This window comes from Segatella copri (assembly GCF_019249655.2).
Classification (GTDB): Bacteria; Bacteroidota; Bacteroidia; order Bacteroidales; family Bacteroidaceae; genus Prevotella.
In genome coordinates this window covers 3,730,000-3,752,928 of the sequence record NZ_CP137557.1, presented here as the reverse complement: position 1 = coordinate 3,752,928, position 22,929 = coordinate 3,730,000, and the positions used below count along the sequence as shown (strand labels likewise).

The 22,929-nt window shown below is 46.6% G+C and carries 16 protein-coding genes and 2 tRNA genes; 8 read left to right on the top strand and 10 right to left on the bottom strand.

The features are described from left to right. Nucleotides 1-17 precede the first annotated feature (17 nt). From KUA49_RS15230 to KUA49_RS15215, 4 genes are all read right to left on the bottom strand, one after another. The gene (locus tag KUA49_RS15230; RefSeq protein WP_118354577.1) at nt 18-1,304 is read right to left on the bottom strand and encodes an IS1380 family transposase; all 1,287 of its coding nucleotides are present in this window, start codon (nt 1,302-1,304) and stop codon (nt 18-20) included. A gap of 323 nt (nt 1,305-1,627) precedes the next feature. Beyond that, nucleotides 1,628-2,947, bottom strand: a complete 1,320-nt coding sequence (locus KUA49_RS15225) for an ATP-binding protein (protein WP_218413402.1) — start codon at nt 2,945-2,947, stop codon at nt 1,628-1,630. Nucleotides 2,948-3,542: 595 nt separating this feature from the next. Continuing rightward, the gene (locus KUA49_RS15220; protein WP_218413401.1) at nt 3,543-4,463 is read right to left on the bottom strand and encodes a FimB/Mfa2 family fimbrial subunit; all 921 of its coding nucleotides are present in this window, start codon (nt 4,461-4,463) and stop codon (nt 3,543-3,545) included. 244 nt (nt 4,464-4,707) lie between these two features. Beyond that, nucleotides 4,708-5,916: an MFS transporter gene (locus tag KUA49_RS15215; protein ID WP_218413400.1), complete on the bottom strand. Its 1,209-nt coding sequence runs from the start codon at nt 5,914-5,916 to the stop codon at nt 4,708-4,710. A 125-nt stretch (nt 5,917-6,041) separates the two neighbouring features. Here KUA49_RS15215 and KUA49_RS15210 point away from each other — a divergent pair, with 125 nt between their 5' ends. Then, a complete protein-coding gene (locus KUA49_RS15210) occupies nt 6,042-7,235 on the top strand; it encodes an SGNH/GDSL hydrolase family protein (RefSeq protein WP_218413403.1) in 1,194 nt (397 codons plus the stop codon). Nucleotides 7,236-7,401: 166 nt separating this feature from the next. Here KUA49_RS15210 and xpt read toward each other — a convergent pair whose 3' ends face one another. Next, the gene (gene xpt / locus KUA49_RS15205) at nt 7,402-7,968 is read right to left on the bottom strand and encodes a xanthine phosphoribosyltransferase (protein WP_203049187.1); all 567 of its coding nucleotides are present in this window, start codon (nt 7,966-7,968) and stop codon (nt 7,402-7,404) included. A gap of 174 nt (nt 7,969-8,142) precedes the next feature. Between xpt and KUA49_RS15200 the strand changes: the two genes are divergently transcribed. Further along, the gene (locus KUA49_RS15200) at nt 8,143-9,129 is read left to right on the top strand and encodes a YqiA/YcfP family alpha/beta fold hydrolase (RefSeq protein ID WP_218413399.1); all 987 of its coding nucleotides are present in this window, start codon (nt 8,143-8,145) and stop codon (nt 9,127-9,129) included. 101 nt (nt 9,130-9,230) lie between these two features. Here the strand turns inward: KUA49_RS15200 and KUA49_RS15195 are convergent, their stop codons facing one another. Both KUA49_RS15195 and KUA49_RS15190 read right to left on the bottom strand, forming a co-directional pair. Continuing rightward, the gene (locus KUA49_RS15195; protein WP_203049184.1) at nt 9,231-10,538 is read right to left on the bottom strand and encodes a nucleobase:cation symporter-2 family protein; all 1,308 of its coding nucleotides are present in this window, start codon (nt 10,536-10,538) and stop codon (nt 9,231-9,233) included. Between the two features lie 27 nt (nt 10,539-10,565). After that, nucleotides 10,566-11,033, bottom strand: coding sequence for a nucleoside deaminase (locus KUA49_RS15190; protein WP_218413398.1), 468 nt, complete (start codon nt 11,031-11,033; stop codon nt 10,566-10,568). 229 nt (nt 11,034-11,262) lie between these two features. On the opposite strand from KUA49_RS15190, the gene KUA49_RS15185 reads away from it, so the two are divergent. The 3 genes from KUA49_RS15185 (at nt 11,263) to KUA49_RS15175 (ending at nt 15,945) form a co-directional block, all read left to right on the top strand. Beyond that, nucleotides 11,263-14,772: a DEAD/DEAH box helicase gene (locus KUA49_RS15185; RefSeq protein ID WP_218413397.1), complete on the top strand. Its 3,510-nt coding sequence runs from the start codon at nt 11,263-11,265 to the stop codon at nt 14,770-14,772. A gap of 165 nt (nt 14,773-14,937) precedes the next feature. After that, the gene (greA, locus tag KUA49_RS15180) at nt 14,938-15,405 is read left to right on the top strand and encodes a transcription elongation factor GreA (protein WP_203040600.1); all 468 of its coding nucleotides are present in this window, start codon (nt 14,938-14,940) and stop codon (nt 15,403-15,405) included. A gap of 138 nt (nt 15,406-15,543) precedes the next feature. Beyond that, entirely contained in the window at nt 15,544-15,945 is a 402-nt protein-coding gene (locus tag KUA49_RS15175) for an HIT family protein (RefSeq protein ID WP_203040601.1), read from the top strand. A gap of 80 nt (nt 15,946-16,025) precedes the next feature. On the opposite strand, the gene KUA49_RS15170 is transcribed toward KUA49_RS15175, so the two are convergent. After that, nucleotides 16,026-17,117 carry a mannose-1-phosphate guanylyltransferase gene (locus KUA49_RS15170; protein ID WP_218413396.1) on the bottom strand — a complete coding sequence of 364 codons (1,092 nt, stop codon included), beginning with the start codon at nt 17,115-17,117 and terminating at the stop codon, nt 16,026-16,028. A 209-nt stretch (nt 17,118-17,326) separates the two neighbouring features. On the opposite strand from KUA49_RS15170, the gene KUA49_RS15165 reads away from it, so the two are divergent. Continuing rightward, nucleotides 17,327-17,408, top strand: a tRNA-Leu gene (locus tag KUA49_RS15165). A 52-nt stretch (nt 17,409-17,460) separates the two neighbouring features. Then, nucleotides 17,461-17,542 (top strand) — tRNA-Leu (locus KUA49_RS15160). 73 nt (nt 17,543-17,615) lie between these two features. Here KUA49_RS15160 and KUA49_RS15155 read toward each other — a convergent pair. Both KUA49_RS15155 and KUA49_RS15150 read right to left on the bottom strand, forming a co-directional pair. Then, nucleotides 17,616-19,769: a leucine-rich repeat protein gene (locus KUA49_RS15155; RefSeq protein WP_256624914.1), complete on the bottom strand. Its 2,154-nt coding sequence runs from the start codon at nt 19,767-19,769 to the stop codon at nt 17,616-17,618. 336 nt (nt 19,770-20,105) lie between these two features. After that, nucleotides 20,106-21,392 (bottom strand): IS1380-like element IS942 family transposase, encoded by a 1,287-nt coding sequence (locus KUA49_RS15150; protein ID WP_055235773.1) that lies wholly within the window; start codon nt 21,390-21,392, stop codon nt 20,106-20,108. Between the two features lie 205 nt (nt 21,393-21,597). On the opposite strand from KUA49_RS15150, the gene KUA49_RS15145 reads away from it, so the two are divergent. Continuing rightward, entirely contained in the window at nt 21,598-22,821 is a 1,224-nt protein-coding gene (locus KUA49_RS15145; protein WP_153093847.1) for a transposase, read from the top strand. Nucleotides 22,822-22,929: the final 108 nt, after the last annotated feature.

Sequence of the window (22,929 nt, the reverse complement as noted above, 5' to 3'; positions counted from 1 at the left end):
ACCATAAGTTGTCGGTGTCATCCAAAGTCATTCTGGAACACATCAGCATAAGCGTTGTTGCATGAATAGATATTCAGCACATACTGCCTTGATGTCCTGACCCATTTGGCTGGCACAGAGATGAACTTGAAGACAAACGCCTTGATGCGGCTTGTTGCTTTGAGTCCGAACCTCTTCACGTCAAGCCTCGCCATGATGAATTTATAGAAGTTGCGTATGAGTGCCGTAAGCAGAAGAAACACCGTGTTTTCTCCCATGAAGGATTTTGGAAGCCTGTTCCAGCCGAATCCGTTATTCATTTCATCGAAGATGCGTTCCTTCCCTCCACGGAGGTTATAGAATTTGACAATCTCTTTCTCGGAAGACTCGTAGTCATTTGTAAGGATGCAGCGGTAGGTGTATTCGCCTTCCCACAGGTCAATCTCACCGTCAATTCGCTTCTGCCTTTGGATTACAAGACGGTATGCCCTCCCTTTCCATTTCTCAACAAGAATGGAGTTCAGTTCAAACTCAATGCCGCCCAGTTCCTCTCTCTTCCACCCTCTGAGTGCAAAGATGTCATCGTAGAGCGAACCGCAGCGGTTGGCGCGGATATAGAAAGTCATGCAATGCTTTCCGACCTCTTCCACAATTTCCTCTGAGCAGGATCCGCAATCTGCCCTGAAACGATTGACTGTCAATCCTTTCTGTTCAATCCTCTCAAAGAATCTCCTCAACGTGTCCTTCTGGTGGAAACGAACGTTAGTGTTGCCGTCGCTGTTCTCTATGCCGACAATCATGTCGCCAATGACAGCCACACCTGGACGGTACCCGAGAAACTTCTTGTATGTGGGTTTCGCATCAAACTTCTCAGCCTCTATGAACTGGTGGTCGAAGTCAACGTCATACCCCTCGCCCTCTTTCAGCTGCCCTGTGGACAATAGGCAATTGAGGAGCAGTGTATTCAGCATGTCTGCCGTGTTGAAGTCGTAGGTCTTGCCAGTGTCGGATGTGTAGGAAATGTTATCCTGGGTCAGTTCCTTTATGGCTCTGAGAATCGTGTCGGCACTGCATGTGCGAAGTGTCGGATGAAGCGAGAGGTGATACATCAGATGAGTGGTGACATCCTCTATGCATGAGCCGCCACAGAAATAAACGCTCATAAGCGAACGGATGATTTCGCTGTATTGATAACCATACAGCCTACATCTCATACCGAGGGTTGAGTCGATTACAGATGAGAGATTGGAGTCAAATTGCTCCATTATTGAAAAAATTCCTCCAAAAGGAGAGAGTTTCTCAGATTTTATTGCTACCTTTGCCATGTCTGTCGGGTTTGATACATATTTTGATTTGCAACACTAAGATAGGTGAAAAATCTGACATGGCAAAATCCTGAGCAACTTTTTGTTGCTCAGGTACTTATAAAATAAGTTAAACTAAAATGCTGCGGAATTTAGGAATTTTAAAAATATTTTTAATCGGCTGCAAAATTACACATTATTTAGCAAACCACCAAACTTTTTTCTAGAAAAATAGTATTTCGACCGACATTTTATTATAAATATTCACTTTTTATTCACTTTTTCTACAAAATAACAAGATTAAGGCGACAGTTTAGCTAAAAACTGCCACCCATCTTGTTTTTCTAGCTTTCTGCTTCCAATTCCTTACCCAAAGCAAAAAGCATATAAAGAGGTATATTGATCGTTTTAGAAGCCTCATTCTTCTCATACATCAGAAGACTGGTACGGAGTGCCCACTTCGGTGAATACTTCTCCCTGTATAATTTAAGGCTTTTTGCATTCATCGTCACTCCTGCCTTTACTTCCAACGGATAAACATCCCAGCCATCAGAAACGAGGAAATCTATTTCGGCTGTAGCAGAGGATGACCAATAGTAATTGGTTTCCAGAACATCAGAGTAATTCTGAAGTTCCTGACAAACGTATTGCTCCGTCAAGGCACCCTTAAACTCTTCAAAAATCCTGCTGCCTTCCAATATCACCTTAGGAGAAACGCGGCTCATCGCCCTCAGAAGGCCTACATCAAGCAGAAACACTTTAAAAGATTTCAGGTCAGCATAGGCCGAGATTGGAATATCCGGCTTGTTCACATTGTGGGTTCTGATGATTTCACCTGCATCACAAAGCCACATGATGGCATCCTCATATTCCCTTGCCCTGGCTCCCTCTCTCACCAATCCATAGACAAACTTCTTGTTTTCCTTCGCCAACTGAGAAGGAATACTGTTCCAGATATAGCGAATCTTCTCTACCATGGAATTAGGAGCATGCTTAGAGAAATCTTTCTGATAGGCAGCTATCAACTCCTGCTGGATGCGATTCACCTTATTATAGTCTTTACTGTCCAACCACTCCATCACAACAGCTGGCATTCCGCCTATAATCATATACTTCTTCAGGTAATCCGTAAGCCGGTTCTCAAAAGCACCCAGATTTCTATTTCCCTTGTCTATATAGTCAACCAGCATCTTCTCTTCATTTGCTATCAGAAACTCTTTGAAAGACAATGGATACAGATGCAGAAAATCCGTTTTGCCTACAGGGAAAGATGTTCCTTCATGCAGGGCTATACCTAGCAAAGAACCCGCACAGCAAATGACATACTCCGGTGCTTCCTCGCAGAAGTATTTCAGAGAAGTGAGTGCTCTTGGCATTTCCTGCACCTCATCGAAGATGATAAGCGTCTGTTCCGGCTCTATGAGTTTACCATTGTAAATGGAGAGTTGTTCTATGATACGCTGCGGAGACAAATCGCCAGCAAAGACTTCTCCAAGCACGTCGCTCTGCTCGAAGTTGATATAACAGACGTCTTTGAAGTACTTTCTGCCAAATTCCTTCAATAGCCAGGTCTTACCAACCTGTCTTGCCCCTTCCAAGACCAAGGGCTTTCTACTATGGCTTTCCTTCCATTTTAGCAATTGAGATATAAGCAATCTTTCCATACTTTATGCATTTTTCTGCAAAGATACTAATAAACAACGGATTACAAAAGAAAAATCACATTTTCCTAAGGACTTTTAAGCATATTTATCACATTTTCCTAAGGACTTTTCTCCCCATTCATCACATTTTCCTAAGGACTTTTCTTCTCATTCATCACACTTTCCTAAGGAGTTTTGCCTGACTATGGCAAGAAGTTGCTCCTAACTAGGGCAATTTTCTGCCATAACCAGGCACTAAAAGATTCGTGGCTACATGTTTCGGAACTGATACCCGCAGGAAATCCTGAGGCACCGAATACGCAAATCTACTTCACACTACACTAAGTGCACATTAAAACACTGTATTTCAGAGTGTTATCACCTGTGTAATATCAGCTCTCACACTACACTAACACTACACCACACTACACGCAGCTGCGGAAATACGGAGCCACTTACAGTTAAAAAAATCGGAGCCGCCTGCCCCCTAGAAAAGTGTAGTGTGGTGTAGTGTTAGTGTAGTGTCAGCCAGGGTATTGCACTCGCACAAGTCAATGAAACACAGACAATTACAACATATTCGTGTAGTGTGAAGTACAAAGCCCGATCCAGAGCTCTATTCAAACTCCTTGCCATACCCAGAATCAGCAATATCAGCTTCGCCAACATTTATCGAGAAACCGGTGGTATAACTGCTAAAAGGACCCGTATAAGTGGTTCGCTTGCCAGTAACCAGATGAACATTCGAGAAGGAATTGGATTTTATCACCTTATCATTCTTGTCAAACACATCAACCGTTACAGAGACATCTTCTACCTCATCTTCCCCCGGAATAACATAGAAGGTCAGTCCCAAAGTCTTGCCCACATACTTGGCTAAATCAAAGTCCTTATTCACTTCGGCCTTTGAAGAACAATGACCCGTAGACGGATTGAGCACATTACCGCAATTACCCGACATCTTGATGGAAAGATTCTTCGAATTCCCTGTGAATTTATCCGTTGTCTGAATCTTGAAAGCAGCCACGGAACGCTTGAGCACACAATCGAAACTATGCGACTTACCTGAAGAGGCTATCGTTATATCCTTATAGCAATAAGCCATATCAGGAACCGAATTGTTTGGGAAAACCACTTCCGTAACCGACTTGATTTCAACCCTAGACTTGCCGATAGGCTTAGGAGTATTGGCTGCCACAATGATAAGATGGTATGTTCCCTCGGGAACATACATTTTAACTTGACCGAAATTGTCCATAGCATCATCTTGCCTAACCACATACTCCGACTTCATGGTTCCACCATCAGGAATCAACGCCACCTCCAGTTCGGAAAACAGGCCGCAGTCTGCCAATGCCTTATTGCCAGAGCCGTCGCCTCTCGTCCCAATATCAGAGATGGAATGCTCAAAGAGATTGAATACAACCTCTTGGTTTTCTACTTGTGATGAACCAGTCATCACATTGTCTGATGTACAGCCAACCAACAGGCTAGCTACGAAGACCAGCATCAGGCCTATGCTTCTAAAATTCTTCATCTTTAACCTAGATTTAGGTAAGACGCCAGGAATATCCCAGTGTTATCGGCAATGCCAACCGAATGGTACAGACGATTGTTAGTTACAGTTGCGTTACTGCAAATTTACTTAAAAAAAGAATGGGGTGTTACCGAAGACTCCATTTTTTAAGATTGTTTAAACAGAAAATGTATCCTTACTGCTCTTCCTGGAAGAAAGCAATAAGGATACACATTATTATATTAAGGGGATGAAAAGCCCCATATTATGAACGGATCTTATATCCGTGGATGCTATAATACAGAATGTAGAGGAAGCATGGAAGGCAAAGCCAATATGCCTGCTGAGCACCTACGGCATCCTTCAAACTGCCATAAAGCGTAGGAAGAACGGCACCGCCAAACATCGCCATGATGAGCAACGAAGAACCAGCCTTGGTAAACTTACCCAAATCTGCCATTGCCAAAGGCCAGAGTGCAGGCCACATCAGAGAACAACCCAATGCCATCAATGAGATGAAATAGATGGAAATCTCGGCTGGAGTAAGAACCACCAGCAAAGCTCCAGCTATCGCCAGGAACGAACAGAGCTTCAATGCCACAGCCTGACTCATGTACTTAGGAATCAGGATGATACCACAGATATATCCGATGACAATGCCGATAGGAGCAATCCACGCATAGTTTGCCGCACCTGGCAAGCCCAGAGAATTGGCATAATCTACCAGGGTTCCGAGCGATACGGTTTCAACACCCACATAGAGGAACAATGCCAGACAACCCAACAGCAAGTGAGAAAACTGGAACACAGATGTCTTGGTAGCAGCATAGGCACAGGCTGCAGCCTCTTCACCGTCAGACTCATCTTCTCCGGCAGCCTTTACCTCAGGCAATGGAGCCACGAATGCCAGCACGCCCAGTGCCAGGAAGGCTACGATGATAATCCAGAATGGCTTAGACAGGTCTTCGATGCCAATGAGATGCACGTCCTTGCCCAGCAGCCACACGATGAATATGGATGGAATAGGCCATGCCAGCTTGTTGCAGATACCCATCATACTGATGCGCTTTGCCGCACTATCCAGAGGACCCAAGATGGTGATATAAGGGTTTACCGATGCCTGAAGATAGGCATTGGCTGCACCGCTCACAAACGAAGCCAGCAGAAACAGTGGAAAACTCTTCTCATCGGCAGAAAGGATGAAGAGATAGAATGCCGCAGCAAAGATAACGAACGACAGCGACATCGTCTTCTTATAGCCTATCGCCTTGATGGTGAGACCAGCCGGATAGCCGAAAATCAGGAACGGAATGAAGGTTGCCGCAATGATGAGATAAGAAGCTGCGTTGGAGATACCCAACGAACCCTGCAACACCGGCACCAGCAATGAATTGATTCCCAAGGCAAAGCCTAATGAGAAAAACATGATTCCAATGAACGACAATGGAATCGCAAAACTTTTACTTGAACTCATAGATTTATATTTAGTTAGAATTTTTGGCAAAGGTACAACTTTTCCCCTTATTATCCAAAGTTTTATGAAAAAAGTTTTTAAATTTCTTGGTTTTATTGCCTTTTCTCTCTAACTTTGCACGCATGATGAAAAGATTATTAGTTTTTTTAATGGTGTTCTGTGCCCTGTCAACATATTCTCTAGCACAGAACTGGGTAGGCACCTGGGCCACAGCTCCGCAAACTGTAGTCAGATCATTTATGCCCTATAACAACTGCATGACCAACCGCTCGGTGCGCCAGGTGGTAAAGGTAAGCATAGGAGGCGACGTGATTCGCCTCAAGTTGAGTAACATCTATTCGATGCAACCCGTGGAAATCCGTTCCATCTACATCGCTCATGCCAAGGACTCGTTCAGCATCGATGCCAAATCGGCACAATACTTCAAGTTCGGCAACAGCTACAAGACCGTCATTCCTGCCGGCAAGCAGATAGTGAGCGACGCCCTGAAGTTCAACCTCAGAAACCTGGAGCGTGTAGCCATCACCATCAACTACACCTCGGCTCCCGAAGTGCCCACCGTGCACATGGGTTCGCGCACCACCTCTTATATCATGAAAGGTGTAACCAACGCCCACTCCAACTTCGAGAAGGCTTTCAGAGAGAACCACTGGTACAACATCAGCGGCATCGACGTGTATACCATGAGCAACAACATGAGTGCCATCGCCATCATGGGCAACTCCATCACCGACGGCAAATGCTCTACGGATAATGCCCAGAACCGATGGCCCGACGTCATGTCGGAGATGCTGCAGCTGAAGCATAAGATAACCAACCAAGGCGTATTGAACCTGGGCATCGGCAACAACCGGGTAACCGTGCCGGGCGGATTCGGAGCACTCGCCAAGGAACGCTTCGACCGCGACATCCTGATGCAGAGCGGCGTAAAGAAGGTGATTATCTTCGAAGGCATCAACGATATCGGAGCAGCCAAGAGCGGCAACAGCGAGACGGTGGCACGCCAGATTATCGAGAGCATACAGGGAATGGTAAGGAAGGCGAAAGCCCGGAAGATGAAGGTTTACCTGGGCACCATCACGCCTTTCAGGGGCGCCGGCTATTACAGTCATTTCCATGAAGCCGCCCGCCTCTACGTGAACGACTGGATTCGCAGCCAGGCAAAGAAGGTGGATGGCATTCTGGATTTTGCAAAACTGCTGCAAGACCTGAATGATGACAGAAGGATGAAGCGGGAATACGCCAGCAACGACTGGCTCCACCCGAATCCGGCAGGATACAAGGCAATGGGCATCTATGCCGCAGACATCATCAAGTAAGTCATCATCTTATCAAGAAGATACATCCTCATATATTTAGCCTTAAGGCTAAATTTATTTTCCCTTAAGGCTAAAAATATTTAGCCTTAAGGGAAAAAATATCTTTTCTTCAAACACACAAATCCGCCGGGATGCCTAGCGGGATATGTTCTACTATAATTCTTATTTATTTCAATACAATCTTGCAGTCATCCAGGCTCTCTACTGTAGCGAGTGCCTCATAACGGATACCTTCCTTGCGCAGGAAATCACCACCATGCTGGAATGCCTTCTCGATGATGAAGCCCATCGCCTCAATCTTGGCACCAGCCTTCTCGCAGAGATCCATCACACCCTTGGAAGCGTTACCGTTGGCGAGGAAGTCGTCGATGAAGATAACACGGTCTTCAGGAGTCAGGTAGCTGTTGCTTACACATACCGTATAGTCACGGTCTTTGGTAAAAGAGTGAACCACCGAGGTAATCATACCCTCCATGGTCTTAGGCTGCTTTTTCTTGACGAAGACAACAGGGAGATTGGTCAGATAACCCACCATGATGGCAGGAGCGATGCCCGAAGCCTCGATAGTAACAATCTTGTTGTAATTGATGTCCTTGAAAAGGCGCACGAATTCCTTAGCTAAGTCCATCATCAGAATAGGGTCCATCTGATGGTTTACAAAGCTGTCTACTTTTAAGATTCCACCAGGAAAGCAGCGGCCTTCCTTCATAATTCTTTCTTTCAGTAAATCCATTATGACTTGAACTTTAATATGGTTATTGGGTGCAAAATTACTACTTTTTTCGGAAACAGGAAAGTTTATCGCCCAATAATTTTGTTTTGTCTGCAATTTAGCGTAATTTTGCAGCAGAAATGAATAAGATGTTCAGGGAGCATGATATGATACCCCCTATTAAACTATAAGAATATGAATCCATATATCAAGCAATTCCCCGACCTCATGTCGGGCAAGAAAATCATGTATGTTCACGGTTTCCTCTCTTCTGGTCAGAGCGGCACCGTGAAGATGTTGCAGGAACTGATGCCGAATGCCACCCTCGTGGCTGAAGACATCCCGGTACATCCGGAAGAGGCCATAGAGATGCTGCAGAAGATGGCGGAGACGGAGAAGCCCGACCTCATCATCGGCACCTCAATGGGTGGTATGTACACCGAGATGCTGAAAGGCTACGACCGCATTCTCGTAAACCCAGCCTTCGAGATGGGCAATACGATGAGCAGCATGACCGGCAAGCAGGAATTCCAGAACCCGAGAAAGGACGGAGTGAACGAACTGATGGTTACCAAGGGTCTCATCAAGGAATACCGTGACTTTACCGAGCGTTGCTTCCAGGACATCACCCCTGAGGAGCAGGCACGAGTTTATGGTCTCTTCGGCGATGAAGACCCGGTGGTTCACACCTTCGACCTCTTCCACGAGCACTATCCGCTCGCCATCCCATTCCATGGCGAGCACCGACTCATCGACAAGGTGGCATTCCACTATCTCTGTCCGGTAATCCGATGGATAGACGACAAGCAGAACGGCAAGGAGCGTCCTATCGTATACATCGACTTCGATGCCCTGCACGACAGTTACATGAAGGCAACCAGCAGCATGCACAAAGCTTACGAGATGCTGATAGAGCATTACAATGTATATATCGTAGCCCCTGCACCTACCAACGACCATGAATACATGGCGAAGGTACAGACCTGGGTGGAGGAATATCTCTCTACCCCAGCCTACGACCACATCATCTTCTGCAACCAGAAGAACCTGCTCTACGGCGATTACTTCATCGATCCTCGCCCATGCAATGGTTTCATGGGTACGGCGATAGAATACGGCAGCGATGAATTCAAGACCTTCGAAGAAATCATCACCTTCTTCGAAAGACTGGGAGGACAGTGATTTAGTGGATAGTTTATAGTTAACAGTTTATAGCAAAAAAGGTGCAACTCACATTCTGACTTGTGAGTTGCACCTTTTTTAACTATAAATTCCTTTGATTCTTATGCTTTATCCATGTTCTTTGGCAACACGAGGTTCAGGATAACGGCGAGCAGGAAGACTACGGCTACACAGTTATCGGCGAATACGGTGCGGACAATCTCTGGGAAGATGTTGAACATGCCCGTGGCTGATGTGAAGCCGAGACCTACGCTAAGCGAAAGGCTCACGATGACCATGTTGCGCTGAGAAAAGCCCGTGCGAGCCATCATGCCGAAACCGGCAAAGAGGATGCTACCGAACATCATGATGGTGCAGCCACCCAATACAGCCTGAGGAATGGTGGTCAATACATAACCGATAGCAGGGAATACACCACCGATAATCATGATGATGGCACCCAACGCAATGGTGAAGCGGTTTACCACACCCGACATGGCTGCCAAACCTACATTCTGGCTGAACGATGTGATAGGAGTACAACCGAAAAGACCCGAGAAGGTACTTACGAAACCATCGCAGCATACAGCTGAGCCCATCTCCTTGGTGCTAGGATCACGCTTCAAGGCACTGTTGCAGAGAGCCGAAGTATCACCAATGGTCTCTGTGGCAGACACCAGATATACGGCTACCACCGAAAGAATGGCACCGATATTGAACTCTGGGGTGAATGGCAGGAGCTTTGGCAACGAAACGATGGAAAGACCAGAAAGTCCACTATAATCTATCATTCCCACGAAGAGCGCCAGCACATAACCCACCAGCAATCCTACCAATACAGAAAGAGAGCGGAGGAAACCCTTGGCAAAAATCTGACAGAGAAGACAGGCAAGCAAGGTAACCGTGCCCACAACCCAATTGTTCATGCTGCCGAAATCTGCTGCACCCTGACCACCTGCAAAAGAGTTGGCACCCACAGGAAGGAGCGAGAAACCGATGGCTGTTACCACCGTAGCAGCAACCACAGGAGGAATCAACTTGATCCAATACTTGGCGAAAAGTCCGAGTGTTCCTTCTACCAGACCACCAATGATGACGGCACCCACCAGGGTACCCATGCCATGAGCACCGGCGATGGCGATGGCAAGCGAAAGGAAGGTGAAGGAGATACCCATCACGATAGGAAGGCGTGAACCGATTCGCCATACCGGATAAAGCTGCACCAAGGTACCGATACCGGCGATAACCATACAATTCTGGATGAGCACAGCACTCGTCGGACTATCCAATCCTACTGCACCAGCAAGAATCATAATTGGCGCAATGTTACTTACGAACATCGCCAACACATGTTGAAGACCAAATGGGAGTGCTTTACCGACGGGCACTCTACCGTCAAGCTTGTAGAGATTTTCTATTGACTGTTCCATTATTGTTATAAATAATTAGAGAATTTACTAATACTCCGTTTTTTCTGAATTTTCCTCCCACATGCGGAAGGCACCCAGCGCCTCATCACGCATCAAGGCAATCATCGGCTTGTGGCGGTCTTCTATCTTGCGGTCAATCTCCTCGTAGATAAACTCATCGTCGAAACCAATCTTTGCCGCATCCTTTCGGTCGTTGGCATAATAGATACGGTCGAGATGTGCCCAGTAGATAGCACCCAGACACATCGGGCATGGTTCGCAAGAGGTATAAATCTCGCAGCACTCCAGATTGAAGGTCTTCAGCTTGAAACAAGCCTGGCGCACACAGTTCACCTCGGCATGTGCCGTAGGGTCGAGATCGATGGTTACGCTGTTGGAAGCCTCAGCAATGATGATACCATCCTTGGCAATGACAGCACCAAAAGGACCGCCACCGGTCTTAACACTATTCTTTGAGAGCTCAATGGCTCTATGCATCAATTCTTCTTTTGTCATAATTCTTATTCTTTAATATCGGTTATTAAAATAGAGTACTACATTTTTTTGCACGAACTTTTGCTGCAAAGATACACTTTTTCGCACGAATATTCGACACTTTACTACATTTTTTTGCACGAACACCCTAAATTCCCTTAAAAACGCATTCCCATTCAACAGTTAATTATCAATAATTATAAATACCTTTATTATAAGAGTAGTTATAATTTTCGTAACTTTGTAGCCTATGAATCAAAACAATATCAGCGCCGCAGAACTCTTCCTTAGGGTAAGAGAACTTTTGATACTCCCCGAACTGGAGCCGAAGACACGCAACAAGATGATGCACGACACGCTCATCCTCTGCTGCCACGAAGGAGTGAAGGATACCAAACAGGCTTTCGGTAACCTCTTCTCCCAGGTGGATTATCTCTGTAAGGCACGCGGCATCAAGGTGGCAGACAAGATTGCCATACAGACCATGCGCCGACACAGCAACTCGCAGGAACCCCTGTCGGGCGAAGACCTCAAGTATGATGCACGTGCCCTCGCCATCTTCATCTCTGCCGTGTTCGGAGTGGATGTGCCCCACGAACTGAACGTGCTCATCCCACATACCAACCGCCCCTACCAGAAGGGACTGGAAATCAACAACCGCCGCATCCGCTGCATCGTGAAGAACTGGGACAGCGACTTTATCCGTGTGGATATAGACCAGGATGCCGACGAGGAGGAATACCTGGTGAGACTGAAGGACGAGGAGAACCATATCGACCACACCTATCTTTGGGACCTTCTGAAGGAAGGCATGCAGCTCAACCTGCTCGACTGTCAGGTGAAGCAACCCATCATCACTCCCCGACTCGTCGTGGTAGAGCCCGACTATCTGGTAGATATCAGTAGCATCGCCAGCTGCTTCACGGCTTTCGGCCACCATCCTTTGCTCTATCTTCTCAACCTGATGAAGCCTAGAGCCAACACCCAGGCCACCCTGCTGGGTAACTTTGCCGGAGCAGCACTGGACGACATCATCAACACGCACGGAAAATACCAGATGAACGAGACGGTGAAGACCAATTTCAGGGAGAAAGCCCTGGAGTTCTGCACCTGTCCCTGGTTTGATGCCAAGAAGTTCTATACCGATGCCAGTCTGCAGGCATTCAATCTGCAGCAGGTGGTGGATATTCTCTTCCCACGCACCGCATCGCAGGCACAGATGACAGCATTCCGGGGCGAGGAGTTCTACGACAGGAAGAAAGCCATCCTCGAACCTTCGTTCGTCTGCGAAGCACTCGGCATCCAGGGACGTGTGGACCTGATGACCACCGACTGCAAACTGCTGGTGGAGCAGAAATCGGGACGCAACATGAACATAGAGACCCATCAGACAGACCCGAGCTATCACAGTTATCAGCTGGAGCCGCACTATGTGCAGCTTCTGCTCTACTATGGCGTGCTGCAGCATAACTTCAAGCTGAGCAACGAACGGGTAAACATCCGTCTGCTCTATTCCAAGTATCAGCCGCAAGACGGACTGATGGTGGTAGCCTATTACCGCAAGCTCTTCCAGGAAGCCATCACCTACAGAAACCAGCTGGTAGCCGCCTCCTTCGAGATAGCCAAGGAAGGCTTTGAGCATGCGCTGAACGAGTTTACCCCCGAAGTACTCAATGTAGCCGGCACCCAGGACTTCTTCTACAACAAGTACCTGAAGCCTCAGCTCAGCGCCATCACCGACCCACTCCATGCCCTATCGCCACTGGAGGAAGCCTACTTCTGCCGCATGATGACCTTTGTGCTCAGAGAGCAGATGATCAGCAAGGTGGGCGCACAGGAAGGTACGAACACATCAAGCTCCGACCTCTGGACGATGCCTCTATCAGAAAAGAAGGATGCAGGCAACATCTACACCGACCTGCACATCATCAGGAAGGAACAGAGCTGCGAGGGAAGCGGATACGACACCATCACCCTGAGCGTGCCCGACCAGGGCAAGGACTTCCTGCCCAACTTCCGCATCGGCGACATGGTGTATCTCTATACCTACACGCTGAAGGAAGAACCCGACGTGAGAAAGGCTATATTATATAAAGGTGTATTGCAGGAGATTCACAGCGATGAGATTGTGGTGCATCTGAACGACGGTCAGCAGAATGCCGACATCTTCGAGATGAACCTGCCGTATGCCATTGAGCACGGAACGAGCGATGCCAGCACGGGCGGAAGCATCCGCAACCTGCACCAGTTTATCTGTGCACCCAAGGACAAACGCAACCTGCTGCTGGGACAGCGTGCTCCACAAAGAGACACTTCCCTATCGTTGACCAGACATTACGACGATGTTCTGGACGATATCATCCTCCGTGCCAAGCAGGCACAGGATTACTTCCTGCTCGTGGGACCTCCGGGAACAGGAAAGACCAGCCGTGCCCTGAAGTTCATGGTAGAAGAAGCCCTGAACGACGGAACGGGATTGCCTACAGCGGAAAGCATCGCCACGGCAAGAGGCGGCTATCAGCAACCAGCCTCATCCATTCTCCTGATGAGCTATACCAACCGAGCCGTGGATGAAATCTGCGAGATGCTGGTAGATTCCGGCATCCCATTCCTTCGACTTGGCAGCGAGTACTCCTGCGACGAGCGATTCCGCCCATATCTGATAGAAAAGGCCATCAGCGACTGTCCGAAGCTGGAAGCCATCAAACAATATATAATAGGTACGCGCGTCATTGTGGGCACCACTTCGATGATGACCTCCAAGCCATTCATCTTTACGCTGAAGCACTTCAAGCTTGCCATCATCGATGAGTCGAGCCAGATATTGGAACCCAACCTCATCGGCTTGCTTTCGGCTGTGGATAAGTTCATCCTCATCGGCGACTACAAGCAGTTGCCTGCCGTGGTGCAGCAAAGCGAGAAGGACTCAGGCATTCCGACCATCAACGACAGCCAGAAAGGTGGTGTCATCGACATGAGCATCCTGCAGGACATCTGTCTCACCAACTGCCGCAACTCCCTCTTCGAGCGTCTGATCCGCTGGGAAGACCATGAGGAGCGCAGCGAATTCATCGGCATCCTGCGCCGCCAGGGACGAATGCATCCGGAAATCGCAGAGTTCCCCAACAGGATGTTCTACCGACGGGAGAAGCTGGAGCCGGTGCCTTGTCCACACCAGTTGGAGACGGAACTCTCCTACACCCTCCCATCGCTCGATGCCACCGACGACCTGCTGAAGAATCACCGCATGATCTTCCTGCCATCCCAGTTCTGCAAGGAGCCGAATGTATCAGACAAGATCAATGCCAACGAGGCGGAAATCGTGGTAGATATGCTTCGCCGCATCCACCGTTTCTACGGCGATCGGTTTGATGCCCAGAAGACGGTGGGCGTCATCGTGCCTTACCGCAACCAGATAGCCATGGTGCGCAAGGGCATCGAGAAGCTCGGCATCCCGGAACTGGAGAAGATAAGCATCGATACCGTGGAGCGATACCAGGGCAGTCAGCGCGACGTCATCATCTACAGTTTCACCATCCAGAACATCTGGCAGCTCGACTTCCTTGCCGGCAACAGTTTTGTGGAAGATGGTGCCATCATCGACCGCAAGCTGAACGTAGCCATCACCCGTGCCAGGAAGCAGATGATTATGACGGGCAATCCGGAGATATTGCGCAATAATCAGATTTTTAACCAATTAATGGACTATGTGAAAGAAAAAGGGGGATATTTTCAAAATTTCACCGAAAAAGTTTGGTGATACGGAAATAAAGTCCTATCTTTGCAATCGAATTATAGACAAAAGGATAAACAAGAGACACAAAATAGATTTAGGATTCCGGTGCTCCGCAGGCACTGGAATTCTTTATTTTTTTATGCCTTTTGCAACCCTATTATTAATAACATATAAACAACAGGAAAAATTATGGCTTACATGTCACAAGAAGGCTACGACAAACTCGTAGCTGAGCTGAAAGAGCTCGTATCTGTAGAGCGCCCTAAGGCATCAGCCGCAATTGCTGAAGCCCGCGACAAGGGTGATTTAAGTGAGAATTCAGAGTATGATGCCGCCAAGGAGGCACAGGCTCATCTAGAAGATAAGATCAACCGCATCAAGCTCACCATTGCCGAGGCTAAGATCATCGACACCAAGCAGCTCAGCACCGACTGCGTGCAGATTATGTCGAAGGTAGAGATGACCAACATGGCTAACAAGGCAAAGATGACCTATACCATCGTGAGCGAGAGCGAGGCAAACCTGAAGGAAGGCAAGATTTCCATCAAGACCCCTATTGCTCAGGGATTGCTCAACAAGAAGGTAGGTGAGATTGCGGAGATCAAGATTCCTCGCGGTACCATCAATCTTCGCATCGACAAGATTTCATTTGAATAAAACGGAATAAAAGGAACTATCATATTGGCAGCGATGCCCGTATGACGGTTCCTTTTATGTTATATGTAAGCCCCCAAGATAAGTCAAGAAAGATAAATTGTAAATTCTAAATTATTAATTATAAATTGATTAGCGATTATGGCAAGCATTTTTTCAAAAATTGCAGCAGGAGAGATTCCTAGCTACAAGTGTGCAGAAAGCGACAAGTTCTATGCTTTCCTCGACATTAGCCCTATCGGCAAAGGTCATACTCTGGTGATTCCTCGCAAGGAGGTGGATTACATCTTCGATATGGAGGATGCAGACCTGGCTGAATTTGAGGTATTCGCCAAAAAAGTGGCTAAGGCCATCAAGGCAGCCTTCCCATGCAAGAAGGTAGCTCAGGTGGTTTTGGGTCTGGAGGTTCCTCATGCCCACATCCATCTCATCCCTATGAACAGCGAGGCCGACGTGAACTTCCGCAAGGAGCACCTCAAGCTCTCAGAAGAGGAGTTCAAGGAAATCGCCGACAAGATTTATACAGAATTCAAGAAACTTTAAATTCAAGAAGTTTCAAACAGAAAAAGAGCTGCGAAGCATATTCGCAGCTCTTTTTCTATCTATATTCCATACGTTCTTACTTAAACAAACTCATCGCCCTTCTTCATCTGTATCTCGTTCACATATTTGCGAACCAGGGCAGAAGAGTCTTCTTTCTTGCATACCAGGAGCACATTGTCACTCTCGGCTACGATGAAACCATCGAGGCCGTTCAGCACGGCAAGCTTGCCCTTTGGCACCTTGACCACCGTGTTGCTGCAGTTCTCCATCAGCACATCGCTGTCTACTATCACATTGTCGCCCTCACCTTTCTGCATCGCCTCGTAGATGCTGTGCCAGGTGCCCAGGTCGGCCCATCCGAAGTCGCATCTCATCACGCAGACATTAGACGGTTTTTCCAGAATACCGAAATCCACAGAGATGTTGGGATAAGAAGAGAAGCTCTCCTTCATGTAGGCATTCTCCGTCTCCACGCTGAACTCAGGATACTTTTTGTCGTAGTCACGGAGCACCGGTGGCAATATCTTGCAGAAGCACTCACGCAGATAACTTACATTGCTCAGGAAGAGGCCCGTGTTCCAATAGAACTCGCCACTCTCCATGAAGATCTTGGCGAAATCACGCTCAGGCTTCTCGGTAAACGACTGCACATGATAGATGTTGTCGCTGCAGACATCGCCCATCTGAATGTATCCGTATCCTGGTTCAGGGCGGGTAGGCTTCACACCCATAGTCAGGAAATGGTTGTTCTCGGCTACGAAAGCCAAGCCCTCAAATACATTCTCGCGGAAAGCCTCCTCGTTGAAGATGGCCTGGTCGGAAGGTGTGGTGATGACACAGGCATCCGGGTTCATCATCGAGATGCGATGGTTGGCCCAAGCCATGCTAGGTGCCGTGTTGCGATGGATAGGTTCTGCCAGGATGTTGTCGGCAGATACCTCTGGCAACTGCTCCTTCACCAGATTCACATATTCCTCGTTGGTATTGATATAAATATGGTCGGCTGGCACTATCTTCGCCATACGATCGAAAGTTTGCTGCAACTGGGTTCTACCTACTCCAAAGAAGTCGATGAACTGTTTGGGATAGTTGCTGCGGCTGCATGGCCACAATCTTCTACCCTTACCTCCTGCCAATATTACGCAATAATTGTTATTATCATTAATTGTCATATTACGGGTCTTAAATGTTGGTTACTGAAATCATGTGTAAAGTTAGCAATTATCCCCGAAAAGACCAAATATTTTGAAAGAATTTAATAAAGATAGGACAAATACAACACATTTTTAGTATTTTTTCCAAGCTAAATATCTTTTTTCGAAAAAAAACAGCCAAAAAGTTTGTTATTTCAATTTTTATTTGTACCTTTGCACCCGCAATCGCCCAGATGGCGGAATCGGTAGACGCGCTGGTCTCAAACACCAGTGGAGCAATCCATCCCGGTTCGATCCCGGGTCTGGGTACAAAGAGCTGCAAGTTCTTCAACTTGCGGCTCTTTCCTTTGCAAACACCATCGCCCAGATGGCGGAATCGGTAGACGCGCTGGTCTCAAACACCAGTGGGGCAACCCATCCCGGTTCGATCCCGGGTCTGGGTACAAAGAGCCGCAAGTTCTTCAACTTGCGGCTCTTTTTTTGTTTTTTGTTTTTTGTTTTTTCTTTCTGGAAATCTTATCGCAACTTGATATTGCTCCAATCATTCATACCATCGGCAGGAACCACCGTTGGCGACTGGCTCTTATGGTTGATGACCACCGACTGGCGGCGCACCTCCTTGTTCACATACTCGCTCAACTCGCCCAAGGTTACATCTCCCTTGGTATCCTGCAACTTCTTCAACAGATAATAGGTGAACAGACCATGTCCCTTCTCCTTATATGGATAAGCAGTCTCGTCGCCCGTAGCAGCACTGAATACCACCATGTTGCCCTTTGGCGCATCCTGCTTCACCTTCAACGCCACACCACGAGCCGATGCCAACATACCATCGCCACGCTGGGCACCACTGAAGCAGGCATCCATGAACACCAATACCCGCTTGGCATGGAGACCATCAAGCGTATCATACAGTCGCTTGGTGCTCAGACATACCTCTGTGTTCTGACCGCTGGCATCCACAGGAAGCAGGTAAGCAGCCTTGTCTGATTCGCTTGGCACACCATGACCGGCATAATAGAAGATGACATTCAGGTCGCCCTCGAAGGCAGAAGCAATGCTCTTGATGTCGTCTAAGGCTGAAAGCATCGTACCGAATGTTGCATCGCGATACACACGGATGTTCTCCTTAGGGAGACCCAGGGTCTTCTTGCAGTAGGAAGCGAACACCTTGGCATCGTTCAAGGCGTACTTCACCTTGGTGACACGCTCGTAATTCTCGTTACCGATAATCACGGCAAAGGTCTTCTTGTTCTCCTCGTTGGTTTCAGGAATATTGATGTCGAGCGCATTATCCACTACTTCCAACTGAGAGTTCGCGGTTCTGGCTGCACTACCACCATGCAAATCTATCTCCAATGGAGGAAGATTGGCAAGGAACTCGCTGGAACCATCGTTCTTGTAGCTGGAAGCCGACTGATAAACCTTATCGCCCAACTTAAACTGGCAGGAAAGGATAGCCAGCTGGTCGTCTATCACACCATACTGAGGTTCAAGCTGAATCTGGTTCCAATATCCCTTGAAGAGATCAGCCTCCTCGGCAGGCACCTTGGCATAGATGCGTCCCAAGCCATCAATGGAAACCGGGTAAGTACCATAATCGGTATCATATACGCCCAAGTTTCCCTTCACCATATTGGTGGTATAGGCAGCAATGTAGTTCTTGCGCACATTGTCAATCACCTCATCGAGCTTCTTCTCACGGTTTTCAGGAGTTACACGCTCCTTCCACTGCTGGGCAGTTTCGTAATCCTTCTTCTTCTGCCAATCCGCCATTCGGCTGTTTACCATATCGAAAGCGAAATAGCTGAACGACTTCACTATCCTGCGCAGATTCTGACGGGCAAAAGGACTGGAGTTATATGGGAACTCAGGATACTCCTTGGTCATGCTCAGGATGTCCTTCACGGCATAGTTAGGACAGGATGCAGAAGAATTGCTTCTCACATCGGTCAGGGCTGGTCCCTTGATGCCCAAACTGTTGTCATCAGGCAAGTTCTTATCGATATTGGCAGAAGGCTGCATTCTTCTTGGCTTCTGGTCGGGCAAGGTGAGGCTCTTCAACTTGTTGCAGTAAAGGAAACAGCATACACCCAACTTCTTCAAACTGTTAGGGAATGCCAGTTTCTCCAGTTGCTGGCAGTTGTAGAATGCACCCGCGCCAACGGTCTCCACGCCCATCGGGAGTTCCATCTCCTTCAAGCCGCTCGCCTCGAAAGCCAGGTCAGCAATCTTGGTTACAGAAGCAGGCACCTGCAGCTCCTGCAAAGCATCACATCCACGGAAGGCAGCCATCGGAATCAGAGTGAGCGAAGAAGACAGGGTAACCTCCTTCAGTTTCTTGCAGTCCTCAAAGGCATGAGTACCCAGGTTCTTCACCGTGTTAGGCATCAGAATAGAGGTAACGTCAGAACCCTTGAAGGCCTCCTCGCCAATCTCTACCAGATATTTAGGAAGCACGATGTCGGTGATGGAACCCTGTTCGTCCTTGGCAAAAGCACGGGGAGCGATGGCAACCACCTTACGTATCTTGCCCTTTATCTTCAAAGAAGAAGGAATTGAAAGACTGGTAGATTTATGTTCCCAGCCAGTAACCTTTGCCGTACTATCCGACAAAGCCTCATAAATGACACCAGCCACCTTGGCACTGATGACCTTCTGTGCGCTCATAGGTATCAAAGCGCACAGGATGCAAACCAAAAGCAGAAAAGTTCTTTTCATCTAAAGCTAATTTATATTATTCACGTTTATATTCATTCACAATACTGCGTTAAATTAATATTTAATCGTCTGTAAATCAATAACTTATATTAAGAAATGCTTATGAAAACTTAACTACCTCAAATCCGCAACCTATAGGGTTTAGTGGGATTTTGCTTGCAAAGCGACAAAATTCATTTTATTGTACATATTTCTTGCACAACAGAAATGTCGCAGACACAAAATCCCCTTACCCCATAAAGCGACTTGAGGTAATACGCTGGTTTAACCAGAAAAGCATGGTCTTTAACCAAAGTCTGTCTTGAACAGGTTGGCATAAGCATTGTTGTCTGAGTAAATATTCAATACATGCCTACGTGATGTCTTAATCCATTTCGCAGGAACAGAGATGAACTTGAAAACAAAGGTCTTGATTCTGCTGGTGGCACGCAATCCAAATTCATGGGTTTTCAATCTCTGCATAATAGCTTTGTAGAAGTTTCTGATGAGAGCTGTCATAAGCAGGAATACAGTATTCTGTGCCATGAACGATTTTGGCAATCGATTCCAGCCAAAGCCATTGTTCATGTCATCGAAGATGCGTTCCTTGCCACCACGAAGATTGTAGAATTCCACGATGTCTCTTGCACTCGACTTGTAATCGTTAGTCAGTATACATCTGTAGGTATATTCGCCTTCCCAAATGTCAAGGTCTCCATCTATTCGCCTTTGTCTCTGTATGACAAGACGATACGGTTTTCCTTTCCATTTCTCAACAAGGATGGAATTCAGCTCAAATTCAATACCGTTGATTTCAACAGTTTTCCATCCAGTCAAGGCAAACATGGAATCGTAGAAGGAAGAGCATCTGTTGGCACGAATATAAAAATGCCTGCAATGAGCCTCTACCATATCTACGATTTCCTCCGAGCATGAGCCGCAATCCATGCGGGCACGGGATATATATACTTCTGATGCCTCCAGTCGCTTGAAGATTCTTTCCAAAGTCTCTCTTTGGTTGAAGCGCACGTTTGTGTTGCCGTCTCTATTTTCAATACCGACAATCATGTCGTTAATGACTGCCACACCTGGACTATAGCCCAGGAACTTCTTGTAGGTTGGTTTTGCATCATGCTTCTCTGTTTCAATGAACTGATGGTCAAAGTCAAAATCATACTCTTGACCGGATTTCAATTGACCAGTAGCAAGCAGGGCTTTGATCAATAAGCAGTTCATCTTGTCTGCAGTATTGAAATCATAGGAGTTGCCAGAAGCAGATTTATAGGTGATGTTCTTACAAGTCAGTTCTTCGATAGCACGCAATATGGTGTCTGCGCTGCAAGTGCGAAGAGTTGGATGAAGAGACAAATGTTTCATCAAGTGAGTTGTAACATCCTCAATACATGAGCCGCCACAAAGATATACGCACATCAGAGAGCGTAGAATTTCGCTATATTGATAACCAAACATAGTGCATCTCAATCCCAAGGTGGAATCTATGGTTTGAGCTAAAAGAGCATCAAATTGCTCCATAATAGAAAAAATTCCTCCAAAAGGAGTGAGTTTCTCAGATTTTATTTGTATCTTTGCCATGTCATATTAGAGTTTTGCTTGTCTTCTTTTCGCAACACTAAGGTAAGTGAAAATTCTGACATGGCAAAATCCTGGGCAACTTTTTGTTGCTCAGGCACTTATAAATAATGTTAAACTATAGTGTTGCGGAATTAAGGAACTATAGAAAGTTGGTCAAGTCGCTGATTTTCAGTAACTTTGCAAATCACGACAAACGCAAAATTATATGAATACAGGACTTGACCAATATATGGATATCTTTAAAGATGCAGTTGAAGATTCGGCTGCAAAGTTAACAAAAAGTTTCGAGAAAATACTCATCGAGGTGATAATTTTGTTCATGGTAATACCAAGAAAGATAAATTTCACCCAAATGGGGAGGTATGGCTCGCATGTTGAGCAAACCTATCGCAACGCATTCGGCTTAAAAAAGTCGAAAAGCATTGACTGGCTCAAACTTAATGTCTCACTTGCCAAGCGCTTCTTTGGTAAACAGGGAAGATGGGCTATTGCCATTGATCCCAGCTACATCAGCAAAGCTGGCAAGAAGACTCCACATATCGGTCGTTTTTGGTCGGGATGTGCACAGTCTGTTAAACATGGTCTCGAAATCATGGGTATTGGCCTCATTGATATTGATGCCAAAGACTGCATGATGTTAAAAGCACACCAGTCGCTAAGTAATAAAGAACTGAGTCTTAGAAACAAGACTATGGTAGATTTCTATATCAGCGTCATTAAGCGTTACCGCAAGGAACTTCTTAAACTCTCAACCCTCATAGTTGCAGATGCTTACTTCTCTACAAGTACATTTGTTAATGGGATAAAGAAAGAAGGGTTCTCTTTGATAAGCCGCTTTCGTGACAATGCTTGTCTCTTTTATGTCTATGCTGGTCCACGTACTGGAAAACGTGGTCGCCCCAAGACCAAGGATGGCAAGATTGATATGAAGAATCTTGACCTCACTCGAATGGAGAAGATGGAGATGAAAGATATAGAAGGAACAGCTTATACTTTGATAGCCTATTCCAAGGCACTCAGGTGTAAAGTTAGACTTGTCATCTGGCAGATGCCGAATGGCAAGAAGAAACTATTCTTCTCTACAGACACCTCACTTTCGGGTGAAGAAGTACTTCTTTATTATAGAACCAGGTTCCAGATCGAATTTTGCTTTCGTGACGCCAAAGGCTATACTGGTCTTATGGACTGCCAGGCTCGCGATAAGTGGAAACTCGATTTTGCTTTCAATGCTTCGTTCACATCACTAAATGTTGCCAAGGTAACTATGAAGGAGATGGGAATGGAATATTCTATGTCTTCATTCAAGTCACTGATGACCAATATTTATCTGGTGAAACGAATTTTTAAAGCAAGCGGGTACACCCCGAACCGAACTTTAATTAGCAAGATTTTCAAAGATCTCTCGTGCTTACAGCGTATAGCTGCTTAGCACATTATTGAATTATTAACGAACTATTGCATTCACTATTCGACTACAAAAATAAGCAAACTTTTTGAGATAAAGAAACTTATTGGCAGAAAAATAAAAAGAAAAGCC

Coding starts and splice junctions, on each gene's coding strand:
- KUA49_RS15230 (WP_118354577.1), bottom strand. CDS start 1,304: ATGGCAAAGGTAGCAATAAAATCTGAGAAACTCTCTCCTTTTGGAGGA.
- KUA49_RS15225 (WP_218413402.1), bottom strand. CDS start 2,947: ATGGAAAGATTGCTTATATCTCAATTGCTAAAATGGAAGGAAAGCCAT.
- KUA49_RS15220 (WP_218413401.1), bottom strand. CDS start 4,463: ATGAAGAATTTTAGAAGCATAGGCCTGATGCTGGTCTTCGTAGCTAGC.
- KUA49_RS15215 (WP_218413400.1), bottom strand. CDS start 5,916: ATGAGTTCAAGTAAAAGTTTTGCGATTCCATTGTCGTTCATTGGAATC.
- KUA49_RS15210 (WP_218413403.1), top strand. CDS start 6,042: ATGAAAAGATTATTAGTTTTTTTAATGGTGTTCTGTGCCCTGTCAACA.
- xpt (WP_203049187.1), bottom strand. CDS start 7,968: ATGGATTTACTGAAAGAAAGAATTATGAAGGAAGGCCGCTGCTTTCCT.
- KUA49_RS15200 (WP_218413399.1), top strand. CDS start 8,143: ATGAATCCATATATCAAGCAATTCCCCGACCTCATGTCGGGCAAGAAA.
- KUA49_RS15195 (WP_203049184.1), bottom strand. CDS start 10,538: ATGGAACAGTCAATAGAAAATCTCTACAAGCTTGACGGTAGAGTGCCC.
- KUA49_RS15190 (WP_218413398.1), bottom strand. CDS start 11,033: ATGACAAAAGAAGAATTGATGCATAGAGCCATTGAGCTCTCAAAGAAT.
- KUA49_RS15185 (WP_218413397.1), top strand. CDS start 11,263: ATGAATCAAAACAATATCAGCGCCGCAGAACTCTTCCTTAGGGTAAGA.
- greA (WP_203040600.1), top strand. CDS start 14,938: ATGGCTTACATGTCACAAGAAGGCTACGACAAACTCGTAGCTGAGCTG.
- KUA49_RS15175 (WP_203040601.1), top strand. CDS start 15,544: ATGGCAAGCATTTTTTCAAAAATTGCAGCAGGAGAGATTCCTAGCTAC.
- KUA49_RS15170 (WP_218413396.1), bottom strand. CDS start 17,117: ATGACAATTAATGATAATAACAATTATTGCGTAATATTGGCAGGAGGT.
- KUA49_RS15155 (WP_256624914.1), bottom strand. CDS start 19,769: ATGAGCGCACAGAAGGTCATCAGTGCCAAGGTGGCTGGTGTCATTTAT.
- KUA49_RS15150 (WP_055235773.1), bottom strand. CDS start 21,392: ATGGCAAAGATACAAATAAAATCTGAGAAACTCACTCCTTTTGGAGGA.
- KUA49_RS15145 (WP_153093847.1), top strand. CDS start 21,598: ATGAATACAGGACTTGACCAATATATGGATATCTTTAAAGATGCAGTT.